Genomic DNA, 17859 nt, shown 5'->3' on the forward strand with positions numbered 1-17859 from the left:
CAGGACACCACAGGACCGAGGCGGCGCCGGACTCCCGGCGCCGCCTCACCCCATCTGGTCGGCCGCCGACAGATGCTCCACCGTCACACCCGTCTCGGTGAACGTCCGGGTCACCGTGCCCGAGGTGTAGACCCAGAGGATGCGCAGGGGCGTGTCGCCCACGTTCCGGAAGAGGTGCGGCAGGGGGGAGGGGATGTACGTGGTGTCGAAGCGCTCCAGGCGGGTCACCTCGCCTCCCACCAGTACCTCGGCCTCCCCCTCCAGGACCGTCACGTGCTCGTCGCAGTTGTGCGAGTGCATCGGCGCCCCGGAACCCACCGGATACACGCTCATTCCGCTGGTGATCAGGTTCTCGCCTTTCGCGGCCTGAGTCGTGACCAGGGGAGTGGTCACGACGGAGCCTCCCCGGTCCAGCAGTCGGACGGCGGCGGCCTTGATGACGACGGTCATGCGAAATCCCTCTCGACGTCGGTGCGTCGTCCGACGGTAGGTCCCGGGACCACGTATCGAGGGGCGTCCGGCGTGCAGTTTTACCTTGCGTTCCGGGAGGGGTGAGCCCCGGCGACTCGGGGGTACGGTCGGCTGCCATTGCACGGTCGAACCGCCCGTGCCACCGGATGAGAGGCAGCCGACGCCCATGAGACTCCCCGTACTCGCCGCCGAAGAGATGAACGACCGGCAGCGCGAACTCCACGCCAGGATCACAGCACGCCGCGGCGGCGTACGCGGACCTTTCCGGGTATGGCTGCAGAGCCCCGAGCTGTGCGAGCGGGTCGAATCACTCGGCGCCTTCGTGCGTTTCGAGTCGAGTCTTCCGAAGCGCCTGCGGGAACTGACCCTGCTGATGGCCGCACGCCATTTCGACGCTCAGTACTCCTGGAACGCACACGTGGCCGCCGCGGTCGAGGCCGGCGTTCCCGAAAAGGCCGTCGAGGCCATCGCCGAGCGGCGGACACCCGAATTCACCGACGAGGCGGACACCGCGTTCTACGCGTTCTGCGAGGAACTGCTGCGGACCCACTTCGTCTCGGACGACACCTTCGCCCGCGCGCATGCCCACTTCGGCTCGCAGGCCCTGGTCGACGCCATCGGGTCCCTGGGCAACTTCACGATGCTCGGCATGTGCCTGAACGCCTTCCAGGTCGACCTCCAGGCCGACCGCGAGCCCCCGTTCCCCGACATCCGCGGCTTCGCGCGCGTCAGCGGTGACGGGGACCGGTCGCAGCCGTGACAGCCCGCCCCCAGCCACGTACGGAAGGGAGTACGGCCGTGTCCGCCACGACCGCTCCGGGGACGACCCGCGCCGTGGACCGTCCGGTCCCGGAGCCGGTGGTCCGCGTCCGCGACCTCACCAAGCGCTTCGGCGGAGCCGTGGCTCTGCGGGGCGCCTCGCTGGACATCCGCGCCGGTGAGGTCCACGCCCTGATGGGCATGAACGGCGCCGGGAAATCCACTCTGGTCCAGCTCCTCTCCGGGGCCCACCAAGGGGACGGCGGCACGATCGAGATCGGCGGTACGCGCCACTCGGGACTCACCGCGCGCAGGGCGCGTCAGCTCGGCGTCTCCACCGTCCCGCAACGCCGCGAACTGGTGATGACACTGACCGTGGCCGAGAACATCATGCTCGGGGACCTCCCCGCCGCACGCTCCGTGGTGTCGTGGAAGTCCGTCGAGCGCCAGGCCCGTCAGGCCCTGCTCGACCTGGACATCGACATCGACGTGAAGCGCACCGCGGGCGGACTCACCGTCGCGGAGCAGACGATGGTGGAGGTGGCCCGCGAGGTACGGCGCGGCGGCAAGGTCCTGATCCTGGACGAACCCACGGCCTGCCTGGGCGCGGCGGCCGCCGAGCAGATCCGGACCCTGGTGCGCACCCTGCGTGACGAGGGTGTGGCCGTCGTCTACATCTCGCACTACATCGACGAGGTGCTGTCGATCGCGGACCACGTCACCGTGCTCCGGGACGGCTCCGTGGTGCACAGCGGCCCCGCCACCGAGACGGACTCCGCCGGCCTGGTCCGCCACATGGTGGGCCGCGACGTGGTCTCCCGCCGGCCGGAACGCCCGGCACCCGCGCGGACCGTCGCGCTGTCCGTACGGGGCCTGTCCCACGGCCGCGACATCGCCGACTTCGGCGTCCAGGTCCGCAAGGGCGAGATCGTCGGCGTCCTCGGCCCGGCCGGGGACGCCCAGTCCCGGCTGTTCGATCTGCTGTCGGGCCGACTGCGCCCGGACACCGGGGAGATGGAGGTGGGCGGGGCCGCGGTGCCCTTCGGCGACGTCGCGCGCTCGCTGGCCGGCGGCCTGCGCTGCGTCACCGGGGACCGCCGTGCGCTCGGCCTGATCCCCGGGCTCACTGTGGACGAGAACATCATGCTGGTCACCGACCGGCTCGGCCGGCGGCGGTTGCAGCGCTGGGCCGACATGACCCGCCGCGCGGCCCCGCGCCGAGAGGCCTACGGGGTGGTCTCCCTGACCCCCAACCCGGTGGTGGCCGGCCTCTCCGGCGGCAACCAGCAGAAGGTCCTGCTCGCCAAGTGGCTGGAGACGTCACCGGTCGCCTGCTTCCTCGAAGACCCCACCAACGGCGTCGACGTGTCGGCGATGGCCGACATCCACGAGCTGATCGACGCACTCGCCTCCCGGGGCGTGGCCGTCCTGCTCGCCTCCTCGTCCGCCGAAGAGGTCATGCGCCTGTCCGACCGCGTGATCGTCGTCAGCGCCGGCCGTGTGGTCGCCGAGCACGACGTCAGCGCCATCACCCGCGACGAACTCGTCGCCACCGCCCTCGGAGGACAACCCCGATGAGCCTCACCGCTCCGCCGGAGACACCCGGAACCAAGAGCCCCACGCACGCCACCCGGACGGCGGGGCCCTTCCGCGCACTCACCGGCGTCCCGCACGCCGGCCTGATAGCCGTACTCGTCGTCGTCATCGTGTTCGCCGGGGTGCAGACCGACTCGTTCGCCACCTCCACCAACCTGGTCAACGTCCTGCGGCAGGTGAGCGTCGTCGCCGTCCTGGCCGCCGGGCTCACCCTGCTGATGACGGCCGGGGGCATGGACTTCTCGATGGGCAGCAACGCGGCGGTCACCACCGCCGTCGCCGCCCAGTTCCTCGCGGACGGCCGCTCCACCGCCTTCACGGTGATCGTGTCACTGGTGCTGGCCACCGCCATCGGTCTCGTCAACGGCCTCGTCGTGACCTACACGAACGTGGCGCCCTTCGTGGCCACCCTCGCCACCGCCACCCTCCTGGACGGCGTCGCCCTCCTGGTGCTCAACGGGCTCAGCGTCTCCATCGGGGACCACCTGTCCGCGCTCGGCACCGGGAAGACGCTCGGCCTGCCGAACCTGCTGATCGTGGCGATCCTGGTACTCCTCGTCGTCGGCCTCGTCATGAAGTTCACCGTCTTCGGCCGCGACGCCTTCGCCATCGGCGGCAACGAACACGTCGCCCGTCTCAGTGGCATCGACGTCAACCGGCAGAAGCTGGTGCTCTACGGCCTGGCCGGCGCACTGTCCGGCCTCGCCGGGCTGATGCTGCTGTCACGGCTCGGGGCGAGCAGCCCCGGTACCGGCGGCCTCCAGCTCCAGCTCACCGCGGTCGCCTCGGTCGTGATCGGCGGCACCATGCTGGCCGGCGGCTTCGGCACCGTCATCGGCACCTGTCTCGGCGTGGTGCTCCTCGGAGTGGTGGCCAACGCCCTCAACCTCCTCCAGGTGTCCAGCTACTTCCAGCAGATCTCCGTGGGCGCCGTCCTCCTCGTCGCCGCGATCGCCAACCAGCTCCACAAGAAGTCCTCCCCGCACTGACCGCCGCCCGTCCCCCCCGCCCGTACCGTTGGAAAGGCCCTTCCATGAATCTCTCCGCTCGCACCCGCAGAGCCACCGCCGCCTCTGCCGCCGCCGCACTCGCCCTCGTACTGAGCGGCTGCGGCGCCGGCTCCGGCGACGGGGCGGTCTCGCTCGGCTTCGTCAACGGCGGCGACACCGAGTTCCACACCTGTCTCCAGGCGTCCGTGAAGGAGACCGCCGAGGCGAAGAAGGCCAAGATCTTCACGGCCAACTCCCACCAGAACCCGGGTACGGAGCTGTCCAACATCGAGGACATGATCTCCCGCAACGTCGACGCGCTCATCGTGCAGACCGTCAACGTCGACGCGCTCAAGGGCGACATCGCCAAGGCCAGGAGCGCGGACATACCCATCTTCCTGACGTCCGTCGTGACCGACGACCCCAGCGACATCCTCGGCGCGGTGGTGGTCGACCTCAAGCAGGTCGGCGAGCTCGACGCCGGCTTCGTGGAGAAGGACGCCGCGGGCTCGTCCGTCGAGGTCGGAGTGATCGCGGGCGCGCCCGGTGCCGCCTCCGACCTGCTGGTCAACGGCTTCACCAAGGCCCTCCCGGACAACGCGAAGGTGGTCGCCAACCAGCCGGGCATGTTCAACGCCGCCAAGGCCCAGGACGTCGCCGAGAACATGATCCAGGCCCACCCGAAGATGACGTACGCCTTCGTGGCGAACGAGGAGATGGCATTCGGCGCGCTCAAGGCCTTCCAAGCGGCCCAGGCCGATGTGAAGATCGTGACGGTCAACGGAACCGACGAGGGCCTGGCCGCGGTCAAGGACGGGCGCTTCGCCGCGACCGTCGCCAACTCCGCCATGACCACCGGGAAGATCGCCGTCACCAACACGCTCAAACTGCTCGACGAGAAGAAGACGGACAAGATCGCCATGACGCCGATCAGCCTCATCACCGCCGACAACGTCAACAGCGCCCCGCAGTACTGCTCAGTGAAGAAGAAGTCCTGACACCCGGGCTCCACCCGCTCGCCACCGCTCCGCACCCCTCGCGCTCCTCTTCGACCGCGAACCCACCCCGTCACCCGCACGTATCCGGGCCCGGGCCCCACCCCGGCACCCCATCCCACCCGCACGGGCCCCCACGCTCAACCGCACCAACCACACCTGCGCGGCCGAACGCGCCTTCGGCCGTGCAGGGGCCGGAGGAACCATGGACCGTCTGCTTCTCATGCGCAGCTTTGTGACCGTCGCCCGCATCGGCAGCTTCAGCGGAGCGGCCAAGCAACTCAGCTCCTCGGGGTCGCTCGTCTCGCGCCACGTCGCCGAGCTGGAGCGGCAGATCGGTGTGCGGCTGGTCAACCGCACGGCCCGCTCCGTCAGTCTGACGGAGCCCGGCCGGCGGTACGCGGAGTTCGCCGGGCGCATCCTCGAGGAGATCGAGGCGGAGGACGCCACCCTGGCCCGGCGGCACGACCGGGCGGAGGGCACGCTCAGCATCATCTGTCCCAAGTGGATCGGCAGCCTGGACCTCGGGGACGCCATCGCGGCCTTCTCGGCCGCCCACCCGAAGATCGTGATGCGCTTCGAGCTGGGCGGCATGTCGGACCGGACCTACGACTTCCTCGACAGCGGCTTCGACATCGCCTTCCACACCCGGGACCTGCGGGACTCCAGCGTCCGGCTCAAGAAGGTCTCCTCGTTGCCGTTCGTCCTGTGCGCGTCCCAGGAGTACCTGGAGCGGCACGGCACCCTCGGCCACCCCAACGACATCGCGGCCCATGACTGCCTGGTCCACGTGAACGACCCGGTCTGGCGGATCGGCCACGGCCACGCCAGCACCCTGCACAAGATCCGCAACGTGGCCTTCTCGTCCAACTCCTACATCGCCCTGCAGAAGGCCGCCGTACACGGGCGGGGCATCGCCCTGCTTCCGCAGCGGTCCGCCTACGACGACCTGGTGTCCGGAGCCCTCCAGGTCCTCCTGCCCGAACTGGCCGTGCCCGACCGGCCCCTCTACGCGATCTACGGGCCCGGACAGGACACCCCGCGCAAGGTCACCGTATTCCTGGACTTTCTCACCCAGTGGTTCTCCGGAAACCCCATCCCCGCGATCACCCGGTGACGTGGAGCCGTAATTCCCTGTGCGTGTGACCGTGTGCGCAACGAATGGTTGCGATGTCCGGGACGCCGCGCGTATTGAGGCCCACAGGCCCGAAAAAATACGATCAGCTCAGCCGTTGACCGTGCGGTTCCACCATAGAGGTCCGCGAAATGAGGAGTTCATGGGAATTCAGAGAATCGAATCGGTGACCTACGGCGTCGACGCTCTCGACGAGTGCGTGCGCTTCTTCGAGGACTTCGGCCTCGCGCTCGTGGACCGTACCGGCGAACGGGCCTCGTTCGAGACGCTCGCGGGGCAGATCCTGCACCTCGACACCGCTCCTGACCCGTCGCTGCCCGAACCGCTGGAGGCGTCCCCCACCATCCGGGAAGTCGTCTGGGGCGTCGACACCACGGAGGCACTGGACGCGCTGGTGGCCGCCGTCGCCGCGGACCGGGCCGTCACCACCACCCCGGACGGCACCCACCACACGGTGGACGAGACGGGGTTCGGCGTCGGCCTGGCCCTGGCCCGGCCCCGCGAACTGCCCGTACCCGCAGTACGCCGGCCGAACGTCTCGGGCAGCGTGCGCCGCTGGAACGAATCGCTCGGCCCCGTCGGCCGGGTACGCCCGCTGCGCATGTGCCACGTCGCCCTGAACATCCCCAAGGAGGGCCAGGAGCGGGCCGTCGCCTTCTACACCGAGCGCCTCGGCTTCCGGGCCACCGACATCGTCAAGCCGATGGGCACCTTCATGCAGTGCGAGGGCGACGACGACCAGCACAACTTCCTGCTCTGCCACCGCCCCGACCGCGCCGGCGTCAACCACGTCTCCTACGAGGTCCCCGGCTTCGACGACGTCATCGAGGGCGGCAACCACATGATCGCCCAAGGATGGACGGAGGCCCGCAGGCTCGGCCGGCACACCGTCGGCTCCAACGTCTTCCGGTTCATCCACGCCCCGTGCGGTGGACGCGTCGAATACGCGGCCGACATGGACCGGGTCGACGACTCCTACGAGACCCGCGTCCACGAGACGACACCGCCGCACCACATCTGGACCCTGCGCAGTTCCCGTGACACGGCCGGGAACACCGCCTCCTGAACCCCCATCCGCCGAGCGTGAGAGGGCACACGCACCCATGACGACCCATCAGGATTACCCAGCCATCCGCATGTACATCGCAGGCGAATGGTGCCAGGGCGCGACCGGGCGCACCACCGCGGTCGTGAACCCGGCCACCGAAGAGGTACTCGGACAGGTACCGCTCGCCACCACCGCCGATCTCGACCGCGCCGCCGAGGCGGCCGAGGCCGGCTTCGTGACCTGGCGCGACACGCCGGTCGCCGAACGCACCGCGATCCTCCACAAGGCCGCCGACCTGCTGGTCTCCCGGGCCGAGGAGGTCGGGCGGATCATGACCCTGGAGCAGGGCAAGCCGCTGCGCGAGGCGAGTGGGGAGGCCAGACGTGTCGCCGGGGCGCTGCGCTGGGACGCCGACGACGCGCGCCGCGCCTACGGACGGGTGATCCCCTCCGAGTCCGGCACCCTGCTCTCCGTACGCCGCCGGCCCATCGGCCCGGTCGCCGCCTTCACCCCGTGGAACTTCCCCGCGGGCTCGCCGATGCGGAAGATCGCCGCGGCGCTCTCGGCCGGCTGCTCGCTGGTGATCAAGGCGTCCGAGGAGACCCCCGGCACCGCGGTGCAACTGGTCCGCTGCTTCGAGGACGCGGGGGTGCCCGCGGGCGTCCTCAACCTGGTGTTCGGTGAGCCCGCCGAGGTCTCCGCCCATCTCATCGCGCATCCGGCGACCCGGCTGATCGCCTTCACCGGCTCGGTGCCCGTCGGTAAACTGCTGGCGGCCGCCGCCGGCGCCGAGATGAAGCCGTCCCTCATGGAACTGGGCGGGCACGCCCCGGTCATCGTGTGCGAGGACGCCGACCCGGTGTCCGCCGCCCGCCGCGCCGCCGCCGCGAAGTTCGCCAACGCCGGACAGGTCTGCACCTCGCCGAGCCGCTTCCTGGTCCACGAGAGCCTGGTCGAGGAGTTCACCGGCGAGTTCGTCCGGGCCGCCGAGGCGCTCGTGGTCGGAGACGGACTCGACGCGGGCGTCACCATGGGCCCGCTCGCCAACGAACGCCGGCTGACGGCGATGGACGCCCTGGTCACCGACGCCGTGTCCCGGGGGGCGAAGGTGCTCACCGGCGGCGAACGCCTCCCCGGCAAGGGCTACTTCTACGCCCCCACCGTGCTCACCGACGTTCCCGGCGACGCCGCCCTGATGGCCGAGGAGCCGTTCGGACCGCTCGCACCCATCGTCCCCTTCACCGATCTCGACGACGCCCTGCGCATCGCCAACGCGCTGCCGTACGGGCTCGCCGCATACGGCTTCCCCCGCTCCGCGGCCACCGCCGAACGCCTCACCCGCGAGTTCGAGGCGGGCATCCTCTCCATCAACCACTGCGGGGGCTCCGTCCACGAGGCACCCTCCGGCGGAGTCAAGTCCAGCGGCTACGGCCGCGAGGGCGGACCGGAGGGCCTGGACGCCTACCTGGTCACCCAGCGCGTCTCCCACCTGCTGACGGACTGAGCCGACATGAGATACACCCGGATCTCCATGGGCGGACGGGCGGTGTGGGGCCGCGTCGAGGACGACGCCGTGCTCCTGCTCTCCGACTCGCCCCTGGAAGGCGACCCCACGGTCATCGGTACGGTCCCGCTCGACGAGGCATGCTGGCTGCCTCCCGTCGTGCCGCCCGTCTTCTACGCCGTGGGCATGAACTACCGGCGCCACATCGAGCACGCCCGGCTGCTCGGCGACACGGCCGCGGTCGTGCCCGACCGCCCGGAGGCCGGCTACCGGGCCAACAACGCGCTCACCGGCCACCGCACCGCCATCGTGAAGCCGGACGGGGTGCGCGGCCGGTTCGAGGCCGAACCCGAACTGGTCGCGGTCATCGGCCGGACCCTGCGGCACGCCACCCGCCGGCAGGCACGGGACGCCGTCTTCGGCTGGACGATCGGCAACGACGTCAGCGCCCGCGCCTGGCAGCACGAGGACCGCACGTTCTGGCGCAGCAAGAACAGCGACACCTTCAAGCCGATGGGCCCCTGGATCGAGACCGATACCGACGCCCTGGCGCAGACGACCACCCTGCGCGTCAACGGTGAGGTCCGCGCCCTCTTCCCGACCGGCGACATGGTCTTCGACCCCTTCGACCACCTCGTGGAGATCACCAAGTACATCACCGTGCACCCCGGTGACGTCCTGTGGATGGGCGCCGAGTCCACCTGCCAGATCGAACCGGGCGACACCGTCGACGTCGAGATCAGCGGCATCGGCGTCCTGTCGAACCCCGTCCGGGCGGAAGCCGCCCGGCCCCCAGCCACCTCCCCCGAAAGGCAGCAGCCGTGAGCAAGGAACCCCGCTACATCCACCACGTCAACTTCCCCACCACCGACCCCGACCGGACCGCCGCCTGGTACACCAGGGTCTTCGGGATGAAGAGGATCCAGCCCAAGTCCAACACCCGGGTCGTGCTGATGACGCGCGGCAACTTCGACCTGCACTTCACCCCGGTCGAGGAGATGGACCGGATGGCGCCCTACCACTTCGCCGTCGAGGTCGACGACTGGGACGACTTCCTGGCGCACCTGAAGGACCTGGGCATCCGCCACACCCGCCCGATCGAGCGTCCCGAGAACCACTCCAAGTTCTGCTACATCCACGACCCCGACCACACCATGATCGAGCTGGTCTTCCACGGCAAGCGCCCCAACTGAGCCGCAGACCTCGCCAAGGAGATCCCTTTCATGCCCTATGTCGATTCCGACGGCGCGTCCGTCTACTACGAACGCCACGGCGCCGGACCCGCGATCGTCTTCGTGCACGGCTCAGGGGGGCACCACGCGGCCTGGTGGCAACAGGTCGCGGCACTGCGCGACGAGTTCACCGTCGTCACCCTCGACCTCCGCGGCTTCGGGAAGACGCGGCTGTCGGCGCCCCAGACCGAGTTCGACGGCCAGGCCTTCCACGGTGACGTCGTGGCCGTCCTGGACCGCGAGGACCTGTCCGACGCCATGCTGGTCGGCCAGTCCATCGGCTCGATCCCCGCGCTCCGCGCCGGCCTCGTACGGCCCGAGCGTGTCGGTGCGGTGGTCCTCGGCCACTCCCTCGGCGGCATCAGCCACCCCGAGCTGAAGGAGCTGGCCGCGGCCGACCGCGCCGAGGCCGTCGAACTGCCCGTCATCGACCGGCTGCTCACCAAGGAATTCCAGCGGGAGCGGGCCGACCTCACCTTCCTGTTCCGGCAGATGGGCACCTTCAACGCCGCCACCATGCAGGATCTGCGCAACCTCGACACCGACGGCCCCGGGCTGGAGGAGATTCGGGACTCCGGCGTCGAGGTCGCCTTCCTCGCCGGTGAGAAGGACGCGGTGCTCAGCGTGAAGACGGTCACCCGCGCCCACGAACTGGTGGACGGTTCCCACCTGGAGATCGTCCCCGGAGCCCCGCACTCGATGTACTGGGAGACGCCCCGGGAGTACAACGCGGCCGTCGCCCGCCTGCGCCGCACCCTCACCGCCCCGAAGGAAGCCGCATGAGCGCCCTCACCCTCAAGGCCGCCGAAGAGATCATCGATGCCGCCCACCAGCGCGCCCAGGCGCTCGGCAAGGCCGTGAGCGCCGCCGTCGTGGACGCCGGCGGCTTCCCCGTCGCCATCCGCCGCGCGGACGGTGCCCGCCCGCTCACCCCGGACATCGCCCGCGCCAAGGCGTACACCGCGGCCGTCATGCAGCGCCCCGGCAACATGCTGAAGAAGTGGCAGGAGAGTCAGCCCGTCTTCTTCTCCCAGCTCTCCCAACTGCCCGGCGCCGCCCTGCCCATCCTCGCCACCGAGGGCAGCGTCACGATCAAGAAGGACGGCGAGATCATCGGCGGCCTCGGCATCGCCGGAGGCACCGCGGACGAGGACCAGCAGATCGCGGACGACGTCCTGACGTCGCTCGGCTACGAACTGGAGTTCGCCGCCTGGGGCGTCTCCGGCAATCCCGCCGGTGCCTCCGGCAGTCCCGCCGGAAAGGAAGCCTGATCCATGGCCGACACGTTCAACTACCGCATCGACCACCACGGAAGCCTCGTGCGCCCCGCCGCCCTGACAGCCGCCCGCGAACGCGCGGCCCAGGGCGGCGACCCCGAGGCCCTGCGCGAGGCCGAGCGCGCCGCGGTCAAGGAGGCCGTGGTCTTCCAGCGCAAACTGCGCTCCACCGTCGTCACCGACGGCGACCTCCCCCGCGAGGACTTCCGCAGCGCTGTCCTCGACGGCGTCTCCGGCTTCCGCCGCACCGGGCGGCGCACCGGCGGACTGGCCGACTGGGTGGCGGAGTCCCTGCCGAAGGCCGAAGGACCGCTGCTCGCCGACTGGGCCGGCCTGCTCGGCGAACTCACGGTGATCGCGCCCAAGGTGTCCCTGCCCTCGCCCGCCTACCTCGCCGCCACCTGCTTCGACCCGGCCCTGGCCGGCTCCGGCGGCCCCGCCTCGGCCCGGGAACTCGGCGAGGCCCTGGCGGAGATCATCCGGGCGGAGATCCAACTGCTCATCGGCCTGGGCGTGCGCCTGGTCCAGCTGAACAACCCGCTGCTGCTCGCCCACACCGCCACCGAACCGCCCGCCACCGGCGAGCTCTCCTTCGAGGAGATCCTGGCCGTCGAGGCCCTGGCCCTGCCGACGGGGGAGCGCCCCGAGGGCGTACGCATCGGCGTCAGTCCCGGCTGGGCCGCGCCCGCCTCGGTGGACCTGGCCAGGGCCGAGCGGATGTACGCCGGTGTGCCGGCCGACCGCTGGGTGCTGCCGTTCGACCAGGGCACCGCGGCCGAAATCGACCTGCTCAGGGCGCTCCCCGAGGAACGGGACGCGTGCCTGGGGGCGGTCGACGCGACCGTCCCGGAGACCGAGGAGATCGACGCGGTGATGGTCCGCATCGACGCCGCCGCCGAGGTCAAGGACCTGGAGGACATGGCCCTGGCCCCCTCCCGGGGCTTCGAGGACGTCGCCGGCCGGCCGCTGCTGGACGCCGACGCCCAGAACGGCAAGCTGGTCCAGGTCGAGACCCTGGCCCGCTACTGCTGGGGCAACGAGTTCTGACGACACGGAACCGGGGCCCGGCCGCACTACGCGGCCCGGGCCCCGGCTCAGGCGTCCCCGGCGGGCTACAGGACCTCGGCGAAGGTGACCGTCCGCCCGGTCAGCAGCGGCCGGACCGTCCTGACGATCAGCTCGTCGAAGTAGCCGGCCGCCGCGTGGGCGTCGAAACCGGACCGGTCCACGTACCGCTCGTACAGGACGAAGGCGCCCGGACCGTCGAGGTCCGCGTGCACCTCGTAGCCGAGGTTCCCCGGCTCGGTCAGCGTGTGCTCACGCGTCTTCAGCAGCGCGGCGCGCACGGTGTCCTCGTCGGCGGGCGCGCAGCGGTAGTGGGCGATGACGGCGAATGCCATGGTGCTCTCCTCGTTCGCACAGGGCTTCGGGGTGCCGATTCCAGCACGGTTCACAGGCTCCGGGCGGTACGTGGCGCGCAAGCAATGTCTGCGCCGCAGGCCTGGTCAGCGCCGTCGGCTTCCTGTGTTGTCGTGACGACCAACCGTTTCATCTGCACACCGCGCAGTCGCCGCGGTCGAACGGGAGCAGTGATCCAGATGCGCACCATGGAAACCCTTCTCGGCGGGCAGTGGGTGACGGCCGACGCGTGGCTGCCCGTCCACGACCCCTCCGACACCCGCGTCCCCGTCGTCCAGGTCCCGGCGCTGACCGCCAAGGAGGTCGCCCACGCGTACGACGAGGCCGAGAAGGGGTACGAGACCTGGCGGCGCACCAGCCCCTTCGAGCGCGCCCGGGTCTTCCACGAGACCGCCCGGCTGCTCCGTGAGCGGGCCGGTGCCGTCGCGGCGGACGTGGTCACCGAGAACGGCAAGAACCTCGCCGAGGCCGGGGGAGAGGTCCAGAAGGCCGCCGACTTCTTCGAGTACTACGCGGGCCTCGCCCGCAGCGGCTACGGAACGCTCCTGCACGACGCCCGCCCGGACACCCGCACGAGCTTCCGGAGTGTGCCGCTCGGGATCGTCCTGGCCATCACGCCCTGGAACGACCCGCTGCTGACCCCCGCGCGCAAGCTGGCCCCCGCCCTGGCCGCCGGAAACGCCGTCGTCCTCAAGCCCGCCTCCGAGACCCCGATGTCCGGGCTCCACCTGGCCCGCGCCCTGCACGACGCCGGCCTGCCCGCCGGAGTGCTCGGCGTGGTCACCGGCCGGGGCCGCGAGATCTCCGCCCCGCTGCTCGACGACCCGCGCCTGGCCGCGGTCACCTTCACCGGCAGCAACCAGGTCGGTGAGGGGCTGCGCGCCTCGCTCGCCGAACGCAACGTCCGCTTCCAGGGCGAACTCGGCGGCAAGAACGCCACGGTCGTCCTCGCCGACGCCGACCTCCCGGCCGCCGTCACGGCGCTGACGACCGCCTCCTTCGGACAGGCCGGGCAGCGCTGCACCGCCACCAGCCGCGTCCTGGTCGAGCGCTCCGTGTACGAGGAGTTCACCGGCCTGCTGCTGGCGGCGGTGTCCGCCCTGCGGCCGGGCCCCGGCGCGTCCGGGACCACCGTCGTCGGCCCGCTCGTCAGCCCCGGCCGGCGACGGTCCGTCCTGGCCGACATCGAGCGCGCCGTCGGCGAGGGGGCCACCGTCCTGACGGGCGGCGACACCCCGGGCGACGAGGCGCTCGCCCACGGCTGCTACGTCAATCCCACCGTCCTCGGGGACGTCACACGGCAGATGGCCGTCTGGCGCGAGGAGGTCTTCGGACCCGTCGTCGTCCTGCGTCCCGTCGACGGCTTCGACGAGGCCCTCGACGAGGTCAACGACTCCGACTTCGGCCTCGCCGCAGCCGTGTTCACCCGCGACCTGCGCGCCGCCCACCGCTTCACCGAGGAGGCGGACTGCGGCCAGATCGCCGTCAACACGACGACCTCCGGCTGGGACGTGCACCACCCCTTCGGTGGCTTCCGCGACTCCGGCTCGGCCTTCAAGGAACAGGGCACCGAAGCCCTGCGCTTCTACACCCGCGTCAAGACCGTCGCCTTCCACTTCGGTTCCTGACGGCGGGCCACCCAGTGAGAAAGGAGGATGCCGATGGCTGACGACACGATCGGCATCGTCGGCGCCGGCATCGTCGGTCTGGCCACCGGCCGGGAGATCGCGCTGCGCCGTCCGGGCACCCGGGTCGTGGTGTTCGAGAAGGAGGAGCAGGTCGCGGTCCACCAGACCGGACACAACTCGGGCGTGGTGCACGCGGGTATCTACTACGCCCCCGGCAGCCTGAAGGCCGACCTGTGCGTGCGGGGCGTCTCCCTGCTGCGCGCGTACTGCCGGGACCACGGGCTTCCGTACCAGGAGATCGGCAAACTGGTCGTGGCCGTCCGCGAGGACGAACTCGGCCGCATGGACGACCTCTACGAGCGGGCCCGCAACAACCACGTGCCCGACCTGCGCAGGATCTCCAAGGACGAGATCAGGGAGATCGAGCCCAACGCCGGGGGCGTCGCGGCCCTCCACTCGCCCCGCACCGCCATCACCGACTACGCGGCCGTCGCCCGGCGGTTCGCCGAGGACATCGCGGCCCACGGCGGCGAGGTGAGGCTCGGGTTCCCGGTGACCTCCCTCACCGGCGTACCCGGCGGGATCGAGGTGGGCTCCGGTGAGGAACGCGTCCGGGTCGACCGGCTGGCCCTGTGCGCCGGGCTCCAGTCCGACTCCGTCGCCGGGCTCGCCCAGGACCGCAGGGACCCGCGGATCGTCCCCTTCCGGGGGGAGTACATGCTCCTCAGACCGGACCGTACCGACCTGGTGCGCGGCCTGGTCTACCCCGTGCCCGACCCGCGGTACCCCTTCCTTGGGGTGCACTTCACCCCCCGGGTCGACGGTTCGGTGGAGGTCGGCCCGAACGCCGTCCTGGCCCTGGCCAAGGAGGGCTACAAGCTGTCCGACGTGTCCGTGAGAGACCTGGCCCGGCTCGCCGCCTATCCGGGCGTGTGGAAGATGGCCGCCCGGCACTGGCGGACCGGCATCAAGGAGTACCGGGGCTCCCTGTCCGTGGCGGCCTTCATGCGGGACGCGGGCGACTACGTGCCCGGGGTCGGCACCGACGACGTCATCCGCGGCGGCGCCGGGGTACGGGCCCAGGCGCTCGACCCCGACGGCTCGCTGGTGGACGACTTCCGCATCCACCACGTCGGCCGCGTCACCGCCGTCCGCAACGCCCCCTCACCGGCGGCCACCGCCTCCATGGCCATCGCCGAGCACATCTGCGACGCCGTGTTCGCGGGTGCCGGCGACGAGGCCTGAGCACAGGTGACCCGGCTGTTCGCGCAACAACTGCTTGCACGCCCGGATCTGCGCAGACACCCTTTCCCCGCCCTAACGTCTGACGCACACCACCCCACTCCCCCGAAACGAAAAGAGGCCCACCATGTTCGTGGTCGACACCCAGATCCACATCTGGAAGGAAGAGTCCCCGGAGCGCCCCTGGGTCCCCGGCGCCCGTGAGCGCATCCGGCTCAACGGCCACCGCGAGGAGGCCTTCTCCTACGAGGAGGCCCTGGAGCTGATGGACGAGGCCGGCGTCAACCGGGCCCTGATCCTCCCGCCCTCGTGGGAGGGCAACCGCATCGACTACGCCCTGGAGGCGTGCGAGGCCCACCCCGACCGCTTCGGCATCATGGCCCGCGTTCCGCAGGACAACGAGGCCGAAGGCACCGCGATGCTGAAGGACTTCGCGCAGAACCCGCACATCAAGGGCACGCGCCTGACCTTCCACCGGCCGCAGGACCGCAACTGGATGATCGACGGCACCAACGACTGGTACTGGCCGGTCGCCGAGGAACTGCGCGTCCCGACCATGGTCCACGCACCGATCTGGAAGAAGGAGCTCGGCCAGATCGCGGCCCGGCACCCCGAACTGAAGATCATCATCGACCACATGGGCATCATGGCGCGCTGCGTGGACGACGCCATCGGCTACTGGGTCGCCGAGACCGCCGACCTCGCCGAGCACCCCAACATCTACGTCAAGGTCTCGGCCCTGCCGGGCTACTCGACGGAGGCCTTCCCGAACAAGAACATCGAGAAGTACGTCCGCGAGATGGTCGACAAGATGGGCCCGCAGCGCTGCTTCTACGGCACGGACATCACCCGCCTGCTCGGCCACGGCATCACGTACACCGACACCATCGAGCAGTTCACCAAGCACTGGGACTTCACCCCCGAGGAGCTGGAGTGGATGATGGGCCGCGGCATCAGTGAGGTCCTGGACTGGCCGGTCGAGGGCTGAGGGCACCCTGACGATGACGGACAGCACGAACACCCCGGGCACGGGCGGTGGTGACGGCGGGGAAGCCTTCGTATCCGCCTTCGACGCCGTCGGCGCCGACTACCTCTTCTGCTCGTCGGGGTCCGAATGGGCCCCGGTGTGGGAGTCCCTGGCCAGGCGTCACCGCGACGGCGACCCGGCCCCCGCCTACCTCGACCTCACCCACGAGACCGTCGCGGTCGGCATGGCGACCGGCTACGGCCTGGTCACCCGCCGCCCGCAGGGGGTCCTGCTGCACGCGGCGCCCGGACTGCTCCAGGGCTCGACGGCGGTCCACGGGGCGCTGCTCGCCGGCGTCCCCATGGTGGTCACCTCCTCGGAGTCCAGCACCTACGGCGACGGCCCGGGCCAGGACCCGGGCGGCCAGTGGTACCGCAACCTCTCCGTCGTGGGAGGCCCGCACGGTGTCGCCCGGCCGTTCACCAAGTGGGCCACCGAGGCCGCCAGCGTCCACACCCTGCCCACGATGATCACCAGGGCCGCGGAGCTGTCCTGGCGGGCACCGGCGGGGCCCGCGTACCTCAACATCCCCCTGGAGATCCTGCTGGAGGACTGGGACGGCCGGGAGGCCAAGCCGATCGCGCCCCCCGGCTCCACGCACAGCTCGCCCGAAGAGGTCGATCCCGTCGCCCAGCTGATCCGCGAGGCCGAGAACCCGGTGATCGTCACCGAGACGGCCGGCCGCGAGGCCGGCGGCTTCGAGGCACTGGTCGCCTTCGCCGAGGCGTGGAACATCCCGGTCGTCGAGCCGGACTCGGCGGTCTGCGGCAACTTCCCGCGCACCCATCCGCTGCACGCCGGCAGCGACATCGGTCCGTGGATGGACGAGGCGGACCTGATCCTCCTGGTCAACTGCCGCGTCCCCTTCTACCCGCCGAGCCGCCGCCCCGCGAAGGCGACGGTCGTCGTCATCGACGAGGTACCGCAACGCCCGCACGTGGTCTACCAGGTGCTCTTCGCGGACCGGTACCTGGAGGGCGGCGTCACCAACTCCCTGCGCCAGCTGGCCAGGCGGGCCAAGGACCTCGACACGGCCGCCGTGGACCGGCGCCGGACCGCCCAGGAGGAGCGGTACGCCGCCGAGCAGTCGGCCATCGCCCGGGCCGAGTCCCGGGCGGAGGAAGGCGAAGGCATCGACCCGGTCCTGGTCGCCGCGGCCCTGCGGGAACTGCTCGACGGCACGGACGCGCTCGTGGTCGACGAGACCATCACGCACAGCCGCGTCGTCAAGCGCCATCTGAAGACCTCCACCCCGGACTCGTACTTCTACGTCCAGGGCGGACTCGGACAGGGCATCGCGGTGGCGCTCGGCGCCAAACTCGCCGCCCCGGACCGCCCGGTGGTCTTCACGGTCGGTGACGGGGCCTTCACCTACAACCCGGTGATCCCGTCGTACGACGCGGCCAAGGCGTACGGCCTGCCCGTGCTGATCGTGGTCTTCAACAACCGGGTCTACAAGTCGATGAACCTGAACCACCGCAGGTTCTACCCGGAGGGGGCGGCCGCCGAGACCGGTGACTGTCTCTTATACACATCT

At 70.8% G+C, this 17859-nt stretch carries 18 protein-coding genes; 16 read left to right on the forward strand and 2 right to left on the reverse strand.

The annotated features are described in order from the left end of the window. Positions 1 to 45: 45 nt before the first annotated feature. Positions 46 to 450, reverse strand: coding sequence for a cupin domain-containing protein (locus IH13_RS0113895; RefSeq protein ID WP_031084293.1), 405 nt, complete (start codon positions 448 to 450; stop codon positions 46 to 48). 187 nt (positions 451 to 637) lie between these two features. Here IH13_RS0113895 and IH13_RS0113900 point away from each other — a divergent pair, with 187 nt between their 5' ends. From IH13_RS0113900 to IH13_RS0113955, 12 genes are all read left to right on the forward strand, one after another. Then, positions 638 to 1231, forward strand: a complete 594-nt coding sequence (locus IH13_RS0113900) for a carboxymuconolactone decarboxylase family protein (protein ID WP_031084295.1) — start codon at positions 638 to 640, stop codon at positions 1229 to 1231. 38 nt (positions 1232 to 1269) lie between these two features. Continuing rightward, positions 1270 to 2808 carry a sugar ABC transporter ATP-binding protein gene (locus IH13_RS0113905; RefSeq protein ID WP_031084296.1) on the forward strand — a complete coding sequence of 513 codons (1539 nt, stop codon included), beginning with the start codon at positions 1270 to 1272 and terminating at the stop codon, positions 2806 to 2808. Continuing rightward, positions 2805 to 3815 (forward strand): ABC transporter permease, encoded by a 1011-nt coding sequence (locus IH13_RS0113910; protein ID WP_031084298.1) that lies wholly within the window; start codon positions 2805 to 2807, stop codon positions 3813 to 3815. The genes IH13_RS0113905 and IH13_RS0113910 overlap by 4 nt, the downstream gene beginning before the upstream one ends. 44 nt (positions 3816 to 3859) lie before the next feature. Further along, positions 3860 to 4813 carry a sugar ABC transporter substrate-binding protein gene (locus tag IH13_RS0113915; RefSeq protein WP_031084299.1) on the forward strand — a complete coding sequence of 318 codons (954 nt, stop codon included), beginning with the start codon at positions 3860 to 3862 and terminating at the stop codon, positions 4811 to 4813. Between the two features lie 202 nt (positions 4814 to 5015). After that, on the forward strand, positions 5016 to 5927 hold the full coding sequence (locus tag IH13_RS0113920) for a LysR family transcriptional regulator (RefSeq protein ID WP_031084301.1): 912 nt from the start codon (positions 5016 to 5018) through the stop codon (positions 5925 to 5927). A 160-nt stretch (positions 5928 to 6087) separates the two neighbouring features. Next, entirely contained in the window at positions 6088 to 7011 is a 924-nt protein-coding gene (locus IH13_RS0113925; protein ID WP_031084303.1) for a VOC family protein, read from the forward strand. A gap of 37 nt (positions 7012 to 7048) precedes the next feature. Further along, positions 7049 to 8497: an NAD-dependent succinate-semialdehyde dehydrogenase gene (locus IH13_RS0113930; RefSeq protein WP_031084304.1), complete on the forward strand. Its 1449-nt coding sequence runs from the start codon at positions 7049 to 7051 to the stop codon at positions 8495 to 8497. A gap of 6 nt (positions 8498 to 8503) precedes the next feature. Then, the gene (locus IH13_RS0113935; RefSeq protein ID WP_031084306.1) at positions 8504 to 9322 is read left to right on the forward strand and encodes a fumarylacetoacetate hydrolase family protein; all 819 of its coding nucleotides are present in this window, start codon (positions 8504 to 8506) and stop codon (positions 9320 to 9322) included. Further along, positions 9319 to 9690 (forward strand): VOC family protein, encoded by a 372-nt coding sequence (locus tag IH13_RS0113940; RefSeq protein WP_031084307.1) that lies wholly within the window; start codon positions 9319 to 9321, stop codon positions 9688 to 9690. The genes IH13_RS0113935 and IH13_RS0113940 overlap by 4 nt, the downstream gene beginning before the upstream one ends. Before the next feature lie 30 nt (positions 9691 to 9720). Further along, a complete protein-coding gene (locus IH13_RS0113945) occupies positions 9721 to 10512 on the forward strand; it encodes an alpha/beta fold hydrolase (protein ID WP_031084309.1) in 792 nt (263 codons plus the stop codon). Beyond that, positions 10509 to 11000 (forward strand): GlcG/HbpS family heme-binding protein, encoded by a 492-nt coding sequence (locus tag IH13_RS0113950; protein WP_031084311.1) that lies wholly within the window; start codon positions 10509 to 10511, stop codon positions 10998 to 11000. Before IH13_RS0113945 ends, IH13_RS0113950 begins: the two co-directional genes overlap by 4 nt. Positions 11001 to 11003: 3 nt before the next feature. Next, positions 11004 to 12053: a uroporphyrinogen decarboxylase/cobalamine-independent methonine synthase family protein gene (locus IH13_RS0113955; protein WP_031084313.1), complete on the forward strand. Its 1050-nt coding sequence runs from the start codon at positions 11004 to 11006 to the stop codon at positions 12051 to 12053. 65 nt (positions 12054 to 12118) lie between these two features. On the opposite strand, the gene IH13_RS0113960 is transcribed toward IH13_RS0113955, so the two are convergent. Then, a complete protein-coding gene (locus IH13_RS0113960) occupies positions 12119 to 12406 on the reverse strand; it encodes a putative quinol monooxygenase (RefSeq protein WP_031084314.1) in 288 nt (95 codons plus the stop codon). A gap of 207 nt (positions 12407 to 12613) precedes the next feature. On the opposite strand from IH13_RS0113960, the gene IH13_RS0113965 reads away from it, so the two are divergent. The 4 genes from IH13_RS0113965 to IH13_RS0113980 form a co-directional block, all read left to right on the forward strand. After that, positions 12614 to 14053, forward strand: a complete 1440-nt coding sequence (locus IH13_RS0113965) for an aldehyde dehydrogenase family protein (protein WP_234433295.1) — start codon at positions 12614 to 12616, stop codon at positions 14051 to 14053. Between the two features lie 33 nt (positions 14054 to 14086). Beyond that, complete coding sequence (lhgO, locus tag IH13_RS0113970; protein ID WP_031084318.1) at positions 14087 to 15298, forward strand: L-2-hydroxyglutarate oxidase; 1212 nt, start codon at positions 14087 to 14089, stop codon at positions 15296 to 15298. Between the two features lie 124 nt (positions 15299 to 15422). Further along, positions 15423 to 16283, forward strand: a complete 861-nt coding sequence (locus IH13_RS0113975) for an amidohydrolase family protein (RefSeq protein ID WP_031084320.1) — start codon at positions 15423 to 15425, stop codon at positions 16281 to 16283. Between the two features lie 13 nt (positions 16284 to 16296). Next, the coding region (locus tag IH13_RS0113980; protein ID WP_063837441.1) for a thiamine pyrophosphate-binding protein at positions 16297 to 17859 on the forward strand (1563 nt) is incomplete at its 3' end.

The sequence above is a fragment of the Streptomyces sp. NRRL WC-3549 genome, from assembly GCF_000721935.1.
Classification (GTDB): Bacteria; Actinomycetota; Actinomycetes; order Streptomycetales; family Streptomycetaceae; genus Streptomyces.

Bases quoted from the DNA above. Each gene is read 5' to 3' on its own strand.
- IH13_RS0113950 (WP_031084311.1), top strand. From the start codon at position 10,509: ATGAGCGCCCTCACCCTCAAGGCCGCCGAAGAGATCATCGATGCCGCC.
- IH13_RS0113945 (WP_031084309.1), top strand. From the start codon at position 9,721: ATGCCCTATGTCGATTCCGACGGCGCGTCCGTCTACTACGAACGCCAC.
- IH13_RS0113910 (WP_031084298.1), top strand. From the start codon at position 2,805: ATGAGCCTCACCGCTCCGCCGGAGACACCCGGAACCAAGAGCCCCACG.
- IH13_RS0113965 (WP_234433295.1), top strand. From the start codon at position 12,614: ATGGAAACCCTTCTCGGCGGGCAGTGGGTGACGGCCGACGCGTGGCTG.
- IH13_RS0113930 (WP_031084304.1), top strand. From the start codon at position 7,049: ATGACGACCCATCAGGATTACCCAGCCATCCGCATGTACATCGCAGGC.
- IH13_RS0113960 (WP_031084314.1), bottom strand. From the start codon at position 12,406: ATGGCATTCGCCGTCATCGCCCACTACCGCTGCGCGCCCGCCGACGAG.
- lhgO (WP_031084318.1), top strand. From the start codon at position 14,087: ATGGCTGACGACACGATCGGCATCGTCGGCGCCGGCATCGTCGGTCTG.
- IH13_RS0113920 (WP_031084301.1), top strand. From the start codon at position 5,016: ATGGACCGTCTGCTTCTCATGCGCAGCTTTGTGACCGTCGCCCGCATC.
- IH13_RS0113975 (WP_031084320.1), top strand. From the start codon at position 15,423: ATGTTCGTGGTCGACACCCAGATCCACATCTGGAAGGAAGAGTCCCCG.
- IH13_RS0113895 (WP_031084293.1), bottom strand. From the start codon at position 450: ATGACCGTCGTCATCAAGGCCGCCGCCGTCCGACTGCTGGACCGGGGA.
- IH13_RS0113935 (WP_031084306.1), top strand. From the start codon at position 8,504: ATGAGATACACCCGGATCTCCATGGGCGGACGGGCGGTGTGGGGCCGC.
- IH13_RS0113955 (WP_031084313.1), top strand. From the start codon at position 11,004: ATGGCCGACACGTTCAACTACCGCATCGACCACCACGGAAGCCTCGTG.
- IH13_RS0113925 (WP_031084303.1), top strand. From the start codon at position 6,088: ATGGGAATTCAGAGAATCGAATCGGTGACCTACGGCGTCGACGCTCTC.
- IH13_RS0113900 (WP_031084295.1), top strand. From the start codon at position 638: ATGAGACTCCCCGTACTCGCCGCCGAAGAGATGAACGACCGGCAGCGC.
- IH13_RS0113915 (WP_031084299.1), top strand. From the start codon at position 3,860: ATGAATCTCTCCGCTCGCACCCGCAGAGCCACCGCCGCCTCTGCCGCC.